The sequence below is a fragment of the Mesorhizobium sp. M0854 genome (assembly GCF_040319815.1).
Classification (GTDB): Bacteria; Pseudomonadota; Alphaproteobacteria; order Rhizobiales; family Rhizobiaceae; genus Mesorhizobium.
In genome coordinates this window covers 13,223-27,919 of record NZ_JAMYOL010000038.1, presented here as the reverse complement: position 1 = coordinate 27,919, position 14,697 = coordinate 13,223, and the positions used below count along the sequence as shown (strand labels likewise).

General features: G+C 62.1%; 17 protein-coding genes. 14 read left to right on the top strand and 3 right to left on the bottom strand.

Features of this window, described 5'->3' with window-relative positions:
• Window positions 1–27: 27 nt before the first annotated feature.
• The 10 genes from NKH99_RS29805 (at window position 28) to gph (ending at window position 10,035) form a co-directional block, all read left to right on the top strand.
• A complete protein-coding gene (locus tag NKH99_RS29805) occupies window positions 28–1,074 on the top strand; it encodes a class 1 fructose-bisphosphatase (protein WP_352981071.1) in 1,047 nt (348 codons plus the stop codon).
• 5 nt (window positions 1,075–1,079) lie between these two features.
• Entirely contained in the window at window positions 1,080–1,952 is an 873-nt protein-coding gene (locus NKH99_RS29800; protein ID WP_023678839.1) for a phosphoribulokinase, read from the top strand.
• Between the two features lie 10 nt (window positions 1,953–1,962).
• A complete protein-coding gene (gene tkt / locus NKH99_RS29795; RefSeq protein ID WP_353017387.1) occupies window positions 1,963–3,984 on the top strand; it encodes a transketolase in 2,022 nt (673 codons plus the stop codon).
• A gap of 12 nt (window positions 3,985–3,996) precedes the next feature.
• The gene (gene fba / locus NKH99_RS29790; protein WP_353017384.1) at window positions 3,997–5,076 is read left to right on the top strand and encodes a class II fructose-bisphosphate aldolase; all 1,080 of its coding nucleotides are present in this window, start codon (window positions 3,997–3,999) and stop codon (window positions 5,074–5,076) included.
• A gap of 21 nt (window positions 5,077–5,097) precedes the next feature.
• A complete protein-coding gene (locus NKH99_RS29785; RefSeq protein ID WP_084641467.1) occupies window positions 5,098–6,591 on the top strand; it encodes a ribulose-bisphosphate carboxylase large subunit in 1,494 nt (497 codons plus the stop codon).
• 18 nt (window positions 6,592–6,609) lie between these two features.
• Complete coding sequence (locus tag NKH99_RS29780; RefSeq protein WP_352503285.1) at window positions 6,610–7,044, top strand: ribulose bisphosphate carboxylase small subunit; 435 nt, start codon at window positions 6,610–6,612, stop codon at window positions 7,042–7,044.
• Between the two features lie 7 nt (window positions 7,045–7,051).
• Window positions 7,052–7,990 (top strand): CbbX protein, encoded by a 939-nt coding sequence (gene cbbX / locus NKH99_RS29775; RefSeq protein WP_353017381.1) that lies wholly within the window; start codon window positions 7,052–7,054, stop codon window positions 7,988–7,990.
• A gap of 62 nt (window positions 7,991–8,052) precedes the next feature.
• On the top strand, window positions 8,053–8,739 hold the full coding sequence (gene rpe / locus NKH99_RS29770; RefSeq protein ID WP_352541879.1) for a ribulose-phosphate 3-epimerase: 687 nt from the start codon (window positions 8,053–8,055) through the stop codon (window positions 8,737–8,739).
• 40 nt (window positions 8,740–8,779) lie between these two features.
• Window positions 8,780–9,337, top strand: a complete 558-nt coding sequence (locus tag NKH99_RS29765) for a thioredoxin family protein (protein WP_352474623.1) — start codon at window positions 8,780–8,782, stop codon at window positions 9,335–9,337.
• The gene (gene gph / locus NKH99_RS29760) at window positions 9,334–10,035 is read left to right on the top strand and encodes a phosphoglycolate phosphatase (protein WP_353017377.1); all 702 of its coding nucleotides are present in this window, start codon (window positions 9,334–9,336) and stop codon (window positions 10,033–10,035) included. The genes NKH99_RS29765 and gph overlap by 4 nt, the downstream gene beginning before the upstream one ends.
• A gap of 61 nt (window positions 10,036–10,096) precedes the next feature.
• Here gph and NKH99_RS29755 read toward each other — a convergent pair whose 3' ends face one another.
• The gene (locus NKH99_RS29755) at window positions 10,097–10,477 is read right to left on the bottom strand and encodes a c-type cytochrome (protein WP_352503280.1); all 381 of its coding nucleotides are present in this window, start codon (window positions 10,475–10,477) and stop codon (window positions 10,097–10,099) included.
• A 364-nt stretch (window positions 10,478–10,841) separates the two neighbouring features.
• Between NKH99_RS29755 and NKH99_RS29750 the strand changes: the two genes are divergently transcribed.
• Genes NKH99_RS29750 through NKH99_RS29735 form a run of 4 tightly spaced genes read left to right on the top strand, consistent with a single transcriptional unit; the run spans window position 10,842 to window position 13,584 of the window.
• Window positions 10,842–11,051 carry a hypothetical protein gene (locus NKH99_RS29750; RefSeq protein ID WP_352474627.1) on the top strand — a complete coding sequence of 70 codons (210 nt, stop codon included), beginning with the start codon at window positions 10,842–10,844 and terminating at the stop codon, window positions 11,049–11,051.
• 43 nt (window positions 11,052–11,094) lie between these two features.
• Window positions 11,095–12,081 carry an ABC transporter substrate-binding protein gene (locus NKH99_RS29745; RefSeq protein WP_353017375.1) on the top strand — a complete coding sequence of 329 codons (987 nt, stop codon included), beginning with the start codon at window positions 11,095–11,097 and terminating at the stop codon, window positions 12,079–12,081.
• Entirely contained in the window at window positions 12,078–12,875 is a 798-nt protein-coding gene (locus NKH99_RS29740) for an ABC transporter permease (protein WP_353017372.1), read from the top strand. Before NKH99_RS29745 ends, NKH99_RS29740 begins: the two co-directional genes overlap by 4 nt.
• Window positions 12,844–13,584 (top strand): ABC transporter ATP-binding protein, encoded by a 741-nt coding sequence (locus NKH99_RS29735; protein WP_353017403.1) that lies wholly within the window; start codon window positions 12,844–12,846, stop codon window positions 13,582–13,584. Before NKH99_RS29740 ends, NKH99_RS29735 begins: the two co-directional genes overlap by 32 nt.
• 104 nt (window positions 13,585–13,688) lie before the next feature.
• Here NKH99_RS29735 and NKH99_RS29730 read toward each other — a convergent pair whose 3' ends face one another.
• Together NKH99_RS29730 and NKH99_RS29725 are read right to left on the bottom strand one after the other, a co-directional pair.
• Window positions 13,689–14,009 (bottom strand): hypothetical protein, encoded by a 321-nt coding sequence (locus NKH99_RS29730; protein WP_353017369.1) that lies wholly within the window; start codon window positions 14,007–14,009, stop codon window positions 13,689–13,691.
• Window positions 14,010–14,388: 379 nt separating this feature from the next.
• Window positions 14,389–14,643, bottom strand: a complete 255-nt coding sequence (locus tag NKH99_RS29725) for a hypothetical protein (protein ID WP_352771221.1) — start codon at window positions 14,641–14,643, stop codon at window positions 14,389–14,391.
• Between the last annotated feature and the right edge of the window lie 54 nt (window positions 14,644–14,697).

Sequence of the window (14,697 nt, the reverse complement as noted above, 5' to 3'; positions counted from 1 at the left end):
GAGAGGCGGCTGGATCGGGAGGTTACGATGCCAGCGGCAACGCTCGACGCTTTTCTGAACTCCTATCTTGGCGAGCCGGACGAACTGCGCTCCGCCGTCGTAGCGACCATCCGTCAGCTGACGCAGGCGGCCACCACGATCCGCAACACCATCAATCAAGGGGTGCTCGGCACCGCCTTTGCGGGAACCCGCGGCGCCAATGCTGACGGAGACATCCAGAAGGATCTCGATGTCTTCGCCGATGACATCTTCCTCGACGCCATGCGCCACGCTCCGGTCGCGCTCTACGCTTCCGAGGAACTGGAGCAGCCGGTGCTGCTCGACAGGCAAGCGCCTCTTGCCATCGCCATCGACCCGCTCGATGGCTCATCCAACATCGACACCAACGTGTCGATCGGAACGGTCTTCTCGCTCCTCCCTGCAACTGGCGCGCCGGATAGGAATCCGGCCGCCTCGTTTTTGCAAGCGGGCGTGAACCAGCTGGGCGCCGGTTTCTTCATCTACGGCCCGCAGCTGGCGCTGGTTCTGTCGCTCGGCAGCGGCACCCATGTCTTCGTTCTCTCGACCAGGCTCGGCACCTTCGTCCAGGCCTATGAGAGCCGGATCATCCCGCAGCGAACCCAGGAGTTCGCCATCAACGCCGCCAACTACCGGCATTGGGACGAGGCGGTGCGGCTCTACATCGACGACTGCCTTGAAGGCACCGAAGGCCCACGCGAGAAGGACTTCAACATGCGCTGGATCGCCTCTCTGGTTGCGGACTGCTACCGCATATTGATGCGCGGCGGCGTATTCCTGTATCCAGGCGACAAGCGCAAGGGCTACATGCAGGGGCGACTTCGCCTCGTCTATGAGGCAAACCCGATCGCCTATCTCGTCGAACAGGCGGGCGGTGCGGCCACCGATACGATGACCCGCATCCTCGAAATCGAACCCGAGAGCCTGCACCAGCGCGTGCCCATGGTTTTCGGATCGGCGCGGGAAGTCGCGCGCATCACCCGCTACCACACCGAGCCGAGCGCCATCGGCGAGCGCGCGCCGCTGTTCAGCCGCCGCGGCCTTTTCAGGGCCTGAAGACCATGTCGGCAAAGCACCCCATCATTACCATCACCGGGTCGTCGGGCGCAGGCACCACCTCTGTCAAGCGCATCTTCGAACTGATCTTCCGGCGCGAGAACATCGGGGCCGCCTTCATCGAAGGCGATGCTTTCCATCGCTATGACCGGGCCACGATGAAGGCGAAGGTGGCCGAGGAGGAAAAGGCGGGCAATCCGAACTTCACCCACTTCCACGCCGAGGCCAATGAACTGGCAATCCTCGAAGAGGTATTCGAGGAATATGGCCGACGGGGAACCGGAAAGACCCGCACATACATCCATGATGAGGATGAGGAGAAGCAGTACGGCACGCCGCCGGGACATTTCACCGAATGGCGCGAATTTCCGCCGAGCGACCTGCTCTTCTACGAGGGCCTGCATGGCTGCGTCGTCACCGACAAGATCAACCTGGCCAGGCACGCGGATCTCAAGATCGGCGTGGTGCCGGTCATAAATCTCGAATGGATCCAGAAGATCCATCGCGACCGCGCAACGCGCGGCTATTCCACCGAGGCAGTGATGGACGTGATCCTGCGTCGTATGCCGGACTATGTCCGCTACATCGTCCCGCAGTTTTCGCAGACGGCCATCAACTTCCAGCGCGTGCCGATCGTCGACACGTCCAATCCATTCATTGCGCGCTGGATTCCGACGCCCGACGAATCGATGCTGGTTATCCGCTTCGCCAATCCCCGCGGCATCGATTTCCCCTACCTGCTTTCGATGATCCACGACTCGTTCATGTCGCGGCCGAATTCCATAGTGGTGCCCGGCAACAAGCTCGACCTTGCCATGCAGCTGATCCTGACGCCGCTCATCCTGCAATTGATCGAACGCAAGAACCGTGTGTCGTGAGGAGGACGCCATGAACAGCCAGGCAGCAGCACTGAAGCCCGTCGCCGCCGTCTCGGAGCGCGACATGGCCAACGCCATTCGCGCACTGGCGATGGACAGCGTCCAAAAGGCCAATTCCGGTCATCCGGGCATGCCGATGGGCATGGCCGATGTCGCGACGGTGCTGTTCAGCCGCTTCATCAACATCGATCCGTCGGCCCCCAACTGGCCCGATCGTGACCGCTTCGTGCTGTCGGCCGGGCACGGCTCGATGCTGCAGTATGCGCTGCATTACCTGCTAGGCTTTGAAGACATGCCGATCGAGGAGTTGCAGCGGTTTCGCCAGCTGGGCAGCCGCACCGCCGGGCATCCGGAATATGGCCATGCGCTTGGCATCGAGACGACGACCGGCCCGCTTGGACAAGGCATTTCGACCGCTGTCGGCATGGCGCTGGCGGAGCGCATGCTTGCGGCCCGCCACGGCGCCGATCTCGTCGACCATTTCACCTACGCAATCGCCGGCGACGGCTGCCTGCAGGAAGGCATCAGCCACGAGGCGATCGATCTTGCCGGTCACCTGAAGCTCTCCCGGCTGATCGTCTTTTGGGACGACAATGCGATCTCGATCGACGGGCCCACTTCCCTGTCGACATCGATGGACCAGCCGGCGCGGTTCAAAGCCGCTGGATGGCATGTCCAGTCGGTGAACGGCCACGACACGGAAGCCGTTGCGGCGGCAATCGAAGCGGCGCAGCAATCGGACCAGCCGTCTCTGATCGCCTGCCGCACGGTGATCGGCAAGGGCGCCCCAAATCTGGGTGGTTCGGAAAAGACGCATGGCGCGCCGCTGGGCGATGCGGAGATCGCCGCGACGCGCGAAAACATCGGCTGGGCCTTCGCGCCGTTCGAGGTGCCGGACGATATCCTTTTCGCCTGGCGCGAGATTGCCGGCCGCGGTCAAGCGGCACGCCGCGCCTGGGAGAATCGGCTTGCCGCCTCACCACGGCGGCAGGCCTTCGAGAGCGCGGTCGCCGGCGTCCTGCCCGACGCGGTCTTCGAAGCACTCGACGCTTTCCGCAAGGAGCATGTCGGGAAGGCGACCAAGGTTGCAACGCGAAAAGCCTCGGAAATGGCACTCGCTGCGATCAATGGCGCAACCGAACTGACCGTCGGCGGCTCCGCCGATCTGACGCATTCGAACCTGACGATCACCAAGGGTATGAACCGCATCGCGCCGGGCGACTACGCCGGCCGCTACATCCACTATGGAATCCGCGAGCACGGCATGGCCGCAGCCATGAACGGCATCGCACTGCATGGCGGCTTCGTGCCTTATGGCGGCACGTTCCTGTGCTTCGCCGACTACGCGCGCGGCGCGATGCGGCTCTCGGCGCTCATGGGCCAGCGCGTCATCTATGTGATGACGCATGATTCCATTGGTCTCGGCGAGGACGGCCCGACCCACCAGCCGGTCGAGCACCTGGCGATGCTGCGGGCGACGCCAAACCTCAACGTCTTCCGCCCGGCCGACATCGTCGAAACGGCGGAGTGCTGGGAACTGGCGCTGAGAAGCGAGAAGCGGCCGAGCGTGCTGGTGCTCTCGCGCCAGAACCTGCCGATGCTGCGCCAAGCACCTTGCGACGAGCCACACAGCGACGAGAACCGGTCGAGCCGGGGCGCCTACATCCTGCGCGAGCCAGTCGGGCAGCGCGCGTTGACGCTGATCGCCACCGGCTCGGAGGTCGAGATCGCGGTTGCCGCCGCCGAACGGCTGGAGACCGAGCACGGCGTCGCCGCCGCGGTTGTCTCGATGCCGTGCTGGGAGCTTTTCGAGGAGCAGGACGCCGGCACCCGCAAGGCAGTCCTCGGCTCGGCGCCCCGCATTGCCATCGAAGCCGCAGCACGGCTCGGCTGGGACCGCTGGATCGGCGACACCGGCACTTTCGTCGGCATGGCCGGTTTCGGCGCCAGCGCCCCTGCCCCGGATCTCTACCGGCATTTCGACATCACGCCCGAAGCCGTCGCGGCAGCGGCGCTGAAGCTCATCATCTAGGAGAAACCGACAATGGCCCGCATCACCCTTCGCCAGCTTCTCGACCATGCCGCCGAGCACGGGTACGGGGTGCCGGCATTCAACATCAACAACATGGAACAGGGCCTCGCCATCATGGAGGCCGCCAGGGCCTGCGATGCGCCGGTTATCATCCAGGCCTCACGCGGCGCCCGTTTCTATGCCAATGACATCATGCTGGCCAAAATGATGGAGGCGTTGACCGAAATCCATCCGGCCATTCCGCTCTGCATCCATCAGGATCACGGCAACAACGAAGCCACCTGCCTGTCGGCGATCCGCCACGGCTTCACCTCGGTGATGATGGACGGATCGCTGATGGCGGATGCCAAGACACCGGCGAGCTACGATTACAACGTCGCCATCACCGAACGTGTCGCACGCATGGCGCATTGGGTCGGCGCTTCGGTCGAAGGCGAGCTCGGCGTGCTCGGCTCGCTGGAGACCGGCCAGGGCGAGGCCGAGGACGGGCACGGCGCCGAAGGTGCGCTTTCCCATGACCAGCTTTTGACCGATCCCGATCAGGCGGTCGACTTCGTGACCGCCACCCGGGTCGACGCGCTGGCGATCGCCTGCGGTACCTCGCACGGCGCCTATAAATTCAGCCGCAAGCCTGACGGCGGCATCCTGGCCATGCAGGTGATCGAGGCGATTCACGAAAAGCTGCCCAACACGCATCTGGTCATGCACGGGTCTTCCTCCGTGCCGCAGGAACTGCAGGATATCATCAACAACTATGGCGGCGAGATGCCCCAGACCTTTGGCGTCCCGGTCGAGGAAATCGAGCGCGGCATCCGCTACGGCGTGCGCAAGGTCAACATCGACACCGATTGCCGAATGGCCATGGCCGGGCAGTTCCGCCGCGTTGCGACGGAGGACCCGCGCGAATTCGATCCGCGTAAGTTCCTGAAACCCGCCATGGACGCGCTGCGCGACCTTTGCCGCGATCGCTTCGAACGCTTCGGCACCGCAGGCCACGCGTCGAAGATCAGGGTGATCGCCATGGATGAGATGGCGAAACGTTACGCCGCAGGAAAGCTCGACCCCCAAATCGCAACCGCGAAAGCCGCCTGAGCGGCAAACAGGAGACCTGCCATGAACAAGATCGACATGCCCTCAGCAGGCACGCTCAAGGAAGGCAAGGAACGCTACAGGTCGGGCGTCATCCCCTACAAGAAGATGGGCTACTGGGAGCCGGACTACCGGCCCAAGGAGACCGACCTGATCGCCATGTTTCGGATCACGCCGCAGCCCGGCGTCGACCACGAGGAGGCGGCCGCCGCCATCGCCGGTGAATCCTCTACCGCGACATGGACCGTGGTGTGGACCGACAGGCTGACCGCCTGCGAGCTCTACCGCGCCAAGGCATTCAAATCCGAGCCGGTGCCGAACACAGGTCCAGGCACCAGGATCGAGCAACAGTACTTCGCCTATATCGCCTACGACCTCGACCTGTTCGAGCCCGGCTCCATCGCCAACCTGACTGCATCGATCATCGGCAACGTGTTCGGCTTCAAGGCCGTCAAGGCCCTGCGGCTCGAGGACATGCGCATCCCGGTGGCTTACCTCAAGACCTTCCAGGGCCCGGCGACCGGCATCGTGGTGGAACGCGAGCGGCTCGACAAGTTCGGCCGGCCGCTGCTCGGCGCGACAACGAAGCCGAAGCTTGGCCTGTCCGGCCGCAACTACGGCCGCGTCGTCTACGAGGCGCTGAAAGGTGGCCTCGACTTCGTCAAGGATGACGAGAACATCAACTCACAGCCCTTCATGCATTGGCGCGACCGCTTTCTCTACTGCATGGAGGCTGTGAACAAGGCGTCGGCCGCCACCGGCGAAGTCAAGGGCCATTATCTCAACGTCACCGCCGGCACGATGGAGGACATGTACGAGCGCGCCGAATTTGCAAAACAGCTTGGCTCCTGCATCGTCATGATCGACCTCGTCATTGGCTACACGGCGATCCAGTCGATGGCCAAGTGGGCACGCCGCAACGACATGATCCTGCACCTCCACCGGGCCGGCAACTCGACCTATTCGCGCCAGAAGAACCACGGCATGAATTTTCGCGTCATCTGCAAATGGATGCGGATGGCCGGCGTCGATCACATCCATGCCGGCACGGTGGTCGGCAAGCTGGAAGGCGACCCGCTTATGATCAAGGGGTTTTATGACACGCTGCGCGAGGAGCGCACGCCGCAGAACCTCGAAACCGGGCTGTTCTTCGATCAGGACTGGGCCTCGCTCAACAAGGTGATGCCCGTCGCCTCCGGCGGCATCCATGCCGGCCAGATGCACCAGTTGATCCATTATCTCGGCGAGGACGTCATCCTGCAGTTCGGCGGCGGCACGATCGGCCATCCGGACGGCATCCAGGCCGGCGCGACGGCCAATCGCGTCGCGTTGGAGGCGATGATCCTCGCCCGCAACGAGGGCCGCGACTATCTGCGCGAAGGGACCAAAATCCTCGAACAGGCGGCCAGATGGTGCACGCCGCTCAAGGCCGCCCTGGAGACGTGGAAGGACGTCACCTTCAACTACGAATCGACCGACACGGCCGACTTCGTGCCAACCGCAACGCCGAGCTTCTAGACGAAAGGAACCGTCGCCATGATGACCAATCCCGGAAACAAGGTCACGCAGGGACAGTTTTCGTTCCTGCCCGAGCTAACCGATGAGCAGATTTCGGGGCAGATCAAATACGCCCTGAAAAACCACTGGGCGGTCAGCGTCGAGTACACGGACGATCCACATCCGCGAAACACCTATTGGGAAATGTACGGCAACCCGATGTTCGACCTGAGGGACCCGGCGGGCATCCTGCTTGAAGTCGACAATTGCCGGAAAGCTATGCCCAACATGTATGTCCGGGTCACCGCCTTCGATTCGACCAAGGGCTGGGAAGCACCGCGCATGTCATTCATCGTCAACCGGCCACCCAATGAACCCGGGTTCCGGCTGCTGCGCCAAGAGCGTGACGGCCGCAGTCAGGGCTATTCGATCGTGCCTTATGCGACCGACAGGCCCGAAGGCGAACGGAGCTAGGCGAACCATGCTGGACGCGATAGCTAAGAGCGCTGCCGCGCAGGGCGAATCGGTTGATCTACAGGCCGAGTTCGAGGCGTCCAACATCGACGAGGTGATGGACAAGCTCGACCGCGAACTCGTCGGCCTGAAGCCCGTCAAGACCCGCATCCGCGAGATCGCGGCGCTGCTTCTGGTCGACCGGCTTCGCCGCAAGTTCGGGCTGATCTCTGGCGCGCCGACGCTGCACATGAACTTTACGGGAAATCCCGGTACCGGAAAGACCACCGTGGCGCTCAGAATGGCCGAAATCCTGCATCGTCTCGGCTATGTCCGCGAAGGCCACATGGTCGCGGTGACGCGCGACGATCTCGTCGGCCAGTATGTGGGCCACACCGCGCCCAAAACCCGCGAAGTGATCAAGCGCGCCATGGGCGGGGTGCTTTTCATCGACGAGGCCTACTATCTCTACAAGCCCGAGAACGAACGCGACTACGGCCAGGAATCGATCGAAATCCTGCTGCAATGCATGGAAAACAACCGTGACGATCTGGTTGTGATTCTTGCCGGCTACAAGGACAAGATGGACCGCTTCTTCGACAGCAATCCCGGCATGCGCTCGCGCATCGCCCATCACCTCGATTTTCCGGACTACGGCGTCAGCGAACTCAAATCAATCGCCGAGATCATGCTGGCGGAACAGAATTACCGCCTCAGCGAAGCGGCGGCCAAGGCGCTCGAAGAGTATCTCCCGATCCGCATGCGGCTGCCGCATTTCTCCAACGCCCGCTCCGTTCGCAATAGCCTCGACCGGGCGCGGCTTCGCCAGGCCGGCCGGCTTTTCGCATCGCGCGACCGGGCGTTGACGAAAATCGATCTTATCACCATCGAGGAATCCGATATTCGCGGCAGCCGCGTGTTCGCGGAAGGTAAGCTCGAAGGCGAACCGGAGACGAAGGCGCGCTGACAAGATGACGGCGGTTGGTGTGCAGCGACCGGAAACGGACGACAGAATGGGAGCCGACGACCATGGATAGCAAGACAATCATCGCGCCCTCGGTGCTTTCCGCGGACTTCTCGCGGCTCGGCGACGAGGTCGAAGCGGTCGTCCGGGCGGGTGCCGACTGGATCCATCTCGACGTGATGGATGGCCATTTCGTGCCCAACATCACCTTCGGTCCGCCGGTGGTCAAGGCGATCCGTAATCGAACGGACAAGGTCTTCGACTGCCACCTGATGATCGCGCCGGCCGACGCCTATCTCGGCGCCTTCGCCGATGCCGGCTGCGACATCATTACGGTGCATGCCGAGGCCGGACCGCATCTCGACCGTTCGCTGCAGGCAATCAGAAATCTCGGCAAGAAGGCCGGCGTGTCGCTGAACCCGTCAACGCCGGAAAGCGTCATCGAATATGTACTTGACCGGCTCGATCTGGTGCTTCTGATGACGGTCAATCCGGGCTTCGGCGGCCAGGCCTTCATTGCGGCGGTCGTCGACAAGGTCAGGCGGGTCAAGGCGCTGGTCGGCCATCGTCCGATCGACATAGAGATCGACGGCGGCGTCACGCCCGAAACCGCTCCGCTGGTCACCGCGGCCGGCGCCAATGTGCTGGTCGCCGGCTCGGCCATCTTTAAGGGCGGCACCGAGGCGGCCTATCGCGCCAATATCGGCGCCATCAGGCAGGCGGCCGACGGGGCGATCCGGAAAGCGGCGTAAACCGTTTCATCGGAGGGCAAACATTTCATCGGAGGAAAACTTGGCGGCAATCCCACCTGTCTGCGATTTCGGCTGGCGAGCCATCGACGCCGTTTTGCCAGGCGTCGACGGCACGTCGCATTCGATCTTAAGCCACGCCGGCCCGAACGGGCTGGTGGTGGCCTTCATCTGCAACCACTGCCCCTATGTGAAGGCGGTGATTTCACGCATGGTGCGCGACGCCAATGACCTCAAGGCCGAAGGCATCGGCTTTGTCGCGATCAACTCCAACGACAGCGACGCCTATCCAGATGATTCCTTCGACAACATGAAGCTCTTTGCCAGGACGAACGGCTTCACTTTCCCCTATCTCCACGACGAGCACCAGACGGTGGCGCGTGCCTACGGAGCCGTTTGCACCCCGGATTTCTTCGGGCTCAACAGCGAGTTGACGCTGCAATACCGCGGCCGGCTGGACGCGTCGCGACGCGACGCCGAATCGCCCAGGCTGAGGCGCGACCTGTTCGAGGCGATGAAGCAGGTTGCCCGAACCGGCGACGGACCGCTTGACCAGATCGCTTCGATCGGCTGTTCGATCAAGTGGAAGGATGCTGCATGAACGTCGGCGCAGGCAGGCCGTTTCGCTCGTCCAAGGCGATCCTGTTCGACCTCGACGGCACACTGGTCGATTCGGCACCTGATATAGCGGCCGCCGTCAACGAATTGCTGGCCGGCCACGATCTGCCGCCGCTGCGGCTGGATCAGGTCAAGGCCATGATCGGCGGCGGCATCAGGAAACTGGTCGAACGCGCCTTCGCGGCTTCCGGCACGCCGCTCCTCGGCAGCGCGCTCGATGAGGCCAACCGCGTCATGGCGCCGATCTATCGCAGGCATCTGACCGGCCGCACGAGGCTGATGCCTGGCGTCAGGGAGGTTCTCACGCACTTGCATTTGAGCGGAATAGCCATGGCCGTGGTGACCAACAAGCCGCAGCTGGCGGCGCGCGAAATCCTGCTGCATTTTCGGCTGACGGAATATCTCGGCGCGATCGTCGGCGGAGACGCGGTGACATACTTGAAACCGGCGCCAGACGCGCTGTTGCTGGCGCTCGACCTGCTTCAGGTCGAACCTCGTGACACGCTGATGGTCGGAGACAGCAGCGCCGACGTGGCCGCCGCCCGCGCCGCCGGCATGGCAGTCATTCTGCTGCGTGGCGGATACAGCCAAATTCCCGTTGAAGAGCTTGGCGCCGACCTCGTTTGCGACAGCCTGTTCGATCTGCCGTCCGCGATGCAGAGGCTGCAAGACGCTGCGTGACCCCATGCGCAAAGCCTAGCCAACGCCGGCCGAGCGCAGTCCAACGGCCGGCAGTACCGCGTTATTTTGAGAATTGTTTCAGATAAGCAATGACGTTGGCGATGTCCTCGTCTTTCTTGAGACCGACAAACGCCATCTTGGTTCCTTTGACCATCGCCCTGGGATCGCGAAGGTAGGTCGTCAGCGTGGCTTCGTCCCATTTGACGCCGGACTTGCCGGCCTCGGTCATGGCCTTGGAATAGCTGAACCCCGGATGCGTCCCGGCCGTTCGGCCGATGACGCCGTTCAAGGACGGGCCGACCTTGTTCTGGTCCTTGTCTGCGACGTGGCAGACCTTGCATTTGGCGAAGACCTTCTCACCCGCCGCGGCATCCTGTGCCTGAGACTGGGTAGTGACAAAGGTGGCGACGGACACGGCGGCGAAAAAAGCGACTGCGCGCATGGCATTTCCTCATTGATGGTGTGAGTGCCCGGGACACTTTACGCGTGTCGATGCCTTGATCGCCGGCATTCGTTTTAAAGCGGGAGAGCGAACCATTCGTCCTTCCTCCCCGGACTGGCAGCACCTGCACACCTCGAAAAGCTAGACTGCCGATGAGGGAAGTCAATCGTACAAAGGTCCTGTTTCGTTTCCCGACTGCGCGACGGGAAGTGTGTAGCGACATGCGGTCCACATCATTGACGCATGTTGGCCGAACGCGTAGCCTCACTCCAACCGGTTTGCTGTTTGGGCACCTTCAGGAATCCGCGCAACTCCAAAGCACGAACTCTGGAGAGTTCGCCGCGCAGGCGATGATAAGTGCCAAATGGACATGGTCGATCTCGTATTAACGGTGTGCCTTAGCGCCAATCCGGGCAATTGCCGAGATGAACATCTCTATTTCGAGAGCCGCGGCTCTCTGTTCCAATGCATGTTCCTGGCGCCCGCCGAGATCGCAAAATGGTCTCAGGAACATCCGAGTCTCAAGGTCGTGCGCTGGAAATGTGCCGTTCCGAGCAAGGAACGAGCGATTTGATCGACATTCCTGGTTCGTCGACGGCCCTGAAAGAGGAGACGCCATGATGATTTCGCGGCGTACGACGCTGCGCTTGGCGGCTCTGGCGGCCATCCTCGCCTCAAGGCCGGTTGCCGTCTTTGCGGCCGCCAAGGTCCGAATTGGTGTCCTGAAGTTCGGCACCGTGAGCTGGGAACTCGATACGCTGAAACGCCACAAGCTCGACGAGGCCAACAGGATCGATCTGGAGATTGTCTACTTCGCCGGGGAGGATGCGACCAACGTCGCGCTGCTGGCCGGCGCGATCGACATGATCGTGACCGACTGGCTGTGGGTCTCGCGCCAGCGCTCCGAGGGCGGCGACCTTACATTGGCCCCTTATTCGACCGCCGCGGGGGCAATCATGGTGAAGCAGGAATCGCCGATCCGGACGCTCGCCGACCTCAAGGGAAAGAAAATCGGTGTCGCCGGCGGCCCGCTCGACAAGAGCTGGCTGCTGGTCCAGGCGCTGGCCAGACGCGAGCACGGCCTCGAGCTGCCGACAGCCTGTGACGTCGTCTTTGGCGCGCCGCCGCTGATTTCTGAAAAGGCGATGCAAGGCGAACTCGATGCCGTGCTCAATTTCTGGCATTTCTGCGCCCGGCTCGAGGCCAATGGCTTTCGTCGGTTGATCGGTGCGGATGACGCGACGAAAGCGCTTGGTGCCTCGGGCCCCGTGTCGGCACTCGGCTACGTCTTCCACGACCAATGGGCGAGCGACAATCCGGATGCCGCCCGGGGCTTCTTGAAGGCATCCAAGCAGGCCAAGGACTTGCTGGCCAGATCCGATGATGAATGGCTGCGCCTGGCGCCGCTCATTCGCGCAGCAGGCAAGGAGCTGGAAAAACTGCGCGACCGCTATCGCCAGGGCATCCCCAGACGGCCGGTCGCCGAAGAAGCGGTCGATGCGGGCAAACTCTATCACGTGCTGGCCGCGATAGGCGGCGAGAAGCTGGTTGGCAGGGCGCCCGAGATGGCGCCCGGCACGTTCTGGCCGGAACTCGCGAAATGACCGCAACGGAAGACAAGTCGCGTCGATCCGGCTTTGCGACGGCGCTGACACCGGTGCTGACGGTAGCGGTTTCCCTGCTGGGACTTTGCCTGCTGTGGAGCCTCGCGGCAAATCTGTGGCAAAGCCGAGCTTTCCCCTCACCAGGGCAGGTCTGGCAGGTGCTGCTCAGGGAAGCGGCGAGCGGTGACCTTTTTTATCACCTTGGCGCGACGCTCGGACGGGTTGCTGCGGCGTACGTGGTCGCAATGATTATCGGCTCGGTCATCGGCGTCATCCTCGGCAGCTACCGCGGTGCGGACCGGTTCTTCAGTCCATGGGTGGTCCTGTTTCTCAACATTCCCGCGCTGGTGGTCATCGTGCTCGCCTATATCTGGTTCGGCCTCAACGAGGCGGCGGCGATTGGCGCAGTTGCCGTGAACAAGATCCCGAATGTCGTGGTGACGATGCGCGAAGGCGCCAGGGCGTTTGATCCGCGTTATGCCGAAATGGCCGCCGTCTACCGCTTCGCCCCACTCGAGCGCATCCGCCATGTCCTGCTGCCGCAACTGCAGCCCTATTTTGCCGCGGCCTCGCGGTCCGGCATCGCCCTCATCTGGAAGATCGTCCTGGTGGTCGAACTGCTCGGCCGCTCCAATGGCGTCGGTTTCCAGATCTATCTCTATTTCCAGCTCTTCGACGTCGCCGCCATTCTCGCCTACACGCTGGCTTTCGTGGCGGTGATGCTTGTCATCGAACTTCTCCTGGTGCAGCCCATTGAACGACATGCAACCCGTTGGCGCCGCCGTCCCGCTTAGGGTCGATATCGCCGAAAAGACCTTCAGGTCCGCGCAAGGCGTCTCGATCACGGCGCTTCAGGGTCTGTCCTTCGAGGTCCGGCAGGGCGAATTCGCTTGCCTGCTTGGGCCGTCGGGCTGCGGCAAGACCACGACGTTGCGCATCCTGCTTGGACTGGACAAAGACTTTTCCGGCTCTTTCCAACTGCCGCAAGGCGGCTCGAACCGCATCGCCGCCGTGTTCCAGGAGCCTACTTTGCTGCCATGGCGGACGGTGGAGCAGAATGTCAGGCTGGCGCTGCCGAAAAGCCTAAGAGCAAAGAGTCTCGACGAGCTGTTTGACACTCTCGGCCTCGCCAGCATGCGCTCGCTCTATCCGGCGGAGCTTTCGCTCGGCCTTGCGCGCAGGGCAGCGCTTGCCAGGGCTTTCGCCACCGAACCGGCGGTGCTTTTCCTGGACGAACCCTTTGCCTCCCTCGACGAACAGACCGCCGAGCGGCTTCGGCAATTGCTTTTGACCGTCTGGTCAGCGCGGCCTACGACCGCCTTGATGGTCACGCACAATCTGCGCGAGGCACTGATGCTGTCGGACCGCATCATCGTGCTTGCGCAGCGCCCAGCCCACGTGCTCGGCACGTTCGACGTAAGACTGCCGCGACAACATCGCAATCCACAGGTGATGAGCGACCTTTTGCGGTCATTCCAGCAAAAATTTCCGGGTGTGGCCTGATCGCCTTACGGCTCGAACGCGGATTGCAAGGTATTTCGCAGCCAATGGCCAATAGAAACGGCGGGACTGTGAGGCGCACGGCCACGCGTGCCTGTTCCGCCTGACTAAAAGCAACGTACGTCGGCTTCAGCCTGCGCGCGTTTCAGTTCCGTGCGCGCCGCCTTCGCTGGCGCGCTTTCGCGAAACAACCCTGCCGCCTCCCCTGTCGTCAGCGACATGCTTTTAAAGGTCTCCGCCCTCTCATAGTGATCGTAAGGAAGGATCGAGGCGATAACATCGATCGAGCAGGAACAGCTTTCAAGCGCCTGACGTGTCTGGCCATTCGTTTGCATGCAGCCGAGCACGTAGTCGGCAATCGTTGCCGTCGGGTAGTCTCCCGCGGCGTTGGCCAAGTTGGCAAAAGCCAGCGTCGCCGCAAAGGCCATCGGCAAGGTGAGAGATCCAACAGACCTTATCATGAGGAACCTCCAGTTGGCCTGGACACCATGCATCCAGACGGGGTCATCGCTCCAATTGGCGACGTGCCGCAAAGCCAGTCAAGCTCCCATGGCCTGCGTATAGGACCAAAGGAGGAATGCCCTATCGACCGACAAGAGCCCGCTTCATGACCCGCTGCGCACCCTCCTTCATGCGTTCATTTCATGCTTCGCTCACTATCGGCAACGAGCGAGACGCCCGCATACTTACTCGTAAGTGCCCCGCAGAATATACCGAAATAAAGTCAAATGTATATCACCTCGAGAATACCCGAACAATATGTTGGCTATATATATCACGGCTGGCGGTCATTCTCTTATTAGTTTTTCATACGGTCCTTATTTTAATTGTTTCTAAATATTGCATCGCACCATATCGATATTGCAGCGCAGCGACCCATTGTAGGTTTTTGCTTGCCTGGACTTTTACGATGACATAGCTTTTTCCTGTTTCCGGCTTCAAGAGCGCCACCGTCATCAGGGAGCGGCGGCAGTCTTTCGAAGACCAAGGGGGGCGGGCGGTAACGGTGCCCTCTGCTTCGGGGTAGGTCGTGACAGCTGCCGGAAAATAACTTCCCAACATGAATTGCTTGGGCAAGCCCTTGTGGGGCTTGACGGTCGATTCTTCACTGCGAAC

Bases quoted from the DNA above. Each gene is read 5' to 3' on its own strand.
- NKH99_RS29805 (WP_352981071.1), top strand. From the start codon at position 28: ATGCCAGCGGCAACGCTCGACGCTTTTCTGAACTCCTATCTTGGCGAG.
- NKH99_RS29800 (WP_023678839.1), top strand. From the start codon at position 1,080: ATGTCGGCAAAGCACCCCATCATTACCATCACCGGGTCGTCGGGCGCA.
- tkt (WP_353017387.1), top strand. From the start codon at position 1,963: ATGAACAGCCAGGCAGCAGCACTGAAGCCCGTCGCCGCCGTCTCGGAG.
- fba (WP_353017384.1), top strand. From the start codon at position 3,997: ATGGCCCGCATCACCCTTCGCCAGCTTCTCGACCATGCCGCCGAGCAC.
- NKH99_RS29785 (WP_084641467.1), top strand. From the start codon at position 5,098: ATGAACAAGATCGACATGCCCTCAGCAGGCACGCTCAAGGAAGGCAAG.
- NKH99_RS29780 (WP_352503285.1), top strand. From the start codon at position 6,610: ATGATGACCAATCCCGGAAACAAGGTCACGCAGGGACAGTTTTCGTTC.
- cbbX (WP_353017381.1), top strand. From the start codon at position 7,052: ATGCTGGACGCGATAGCTAAGAGCGCTGCCGCGCAGGGCGAATCGGTT.
- rpe (WP_352541879.1), top strand. From the start codon at position 8,053: ATGGATAGCAAGACAATCATCGCGCCCTCGGTGCTTTCCGCGGACTTC.
- gph (WP_353017377.1), top strand. From the start codon at position 9,334: ATGAACGTCGGCGCAGGCAGGCCGTTTCGCTCGTCCAAGGCGATCCTG.
- NKH99_RS29755 (WP_352503280.1), bottom strand. From the start codon at position 10,477: ATGCGCGCAGTCGCTTTTTTCGCCGCCGTGTCCGTCGCCACCTTTGTC.
- NKH99_RS29750 (WP_352474627.1), top strand. From the start codon at position 10,842: ATGGACATGGTCGATCTCGTATTAACGGTGTGCCTTAGCGCCAATCCG.
- NKH99_RS29745 (WP_353017375.1), top strand. From the start codon at position 11,095: ATGATGATTTCGCGGCGTACGACGCTGCGCTTGGCGGCTCTGGCGGCC.
- NKH99_RS29740 (WP_353017372.1), top strand. From the start codon at position 12,078: ATGACCGCAACGGAAGACAAGTCGCGTCGATCCGGCTTTGCGACGGCG.
- NKH99_RS29735 (WP_353017403.1), top strand. From the start codon at position 12,844: ATGCAACCCGTTGGCGCCGCCGTCCCGCTTAGGGTCGATATCGCCGAA.
- NKH99_RS29730 (WP_353017369.1), bottom strand. From the start codon at position 14,009: ATGGCCTTTGCGGCGACGCTGGCTTTTGCCAACTTGGCCAACGCCGCG.
- NKH99_RS29725 (WP_352771221.1), bottom strand. From the start codon at position 14,643: ATGTTGGGAAGTTATTTTCCGGCAGCTGTCACGACCTACCCCGAAGCA.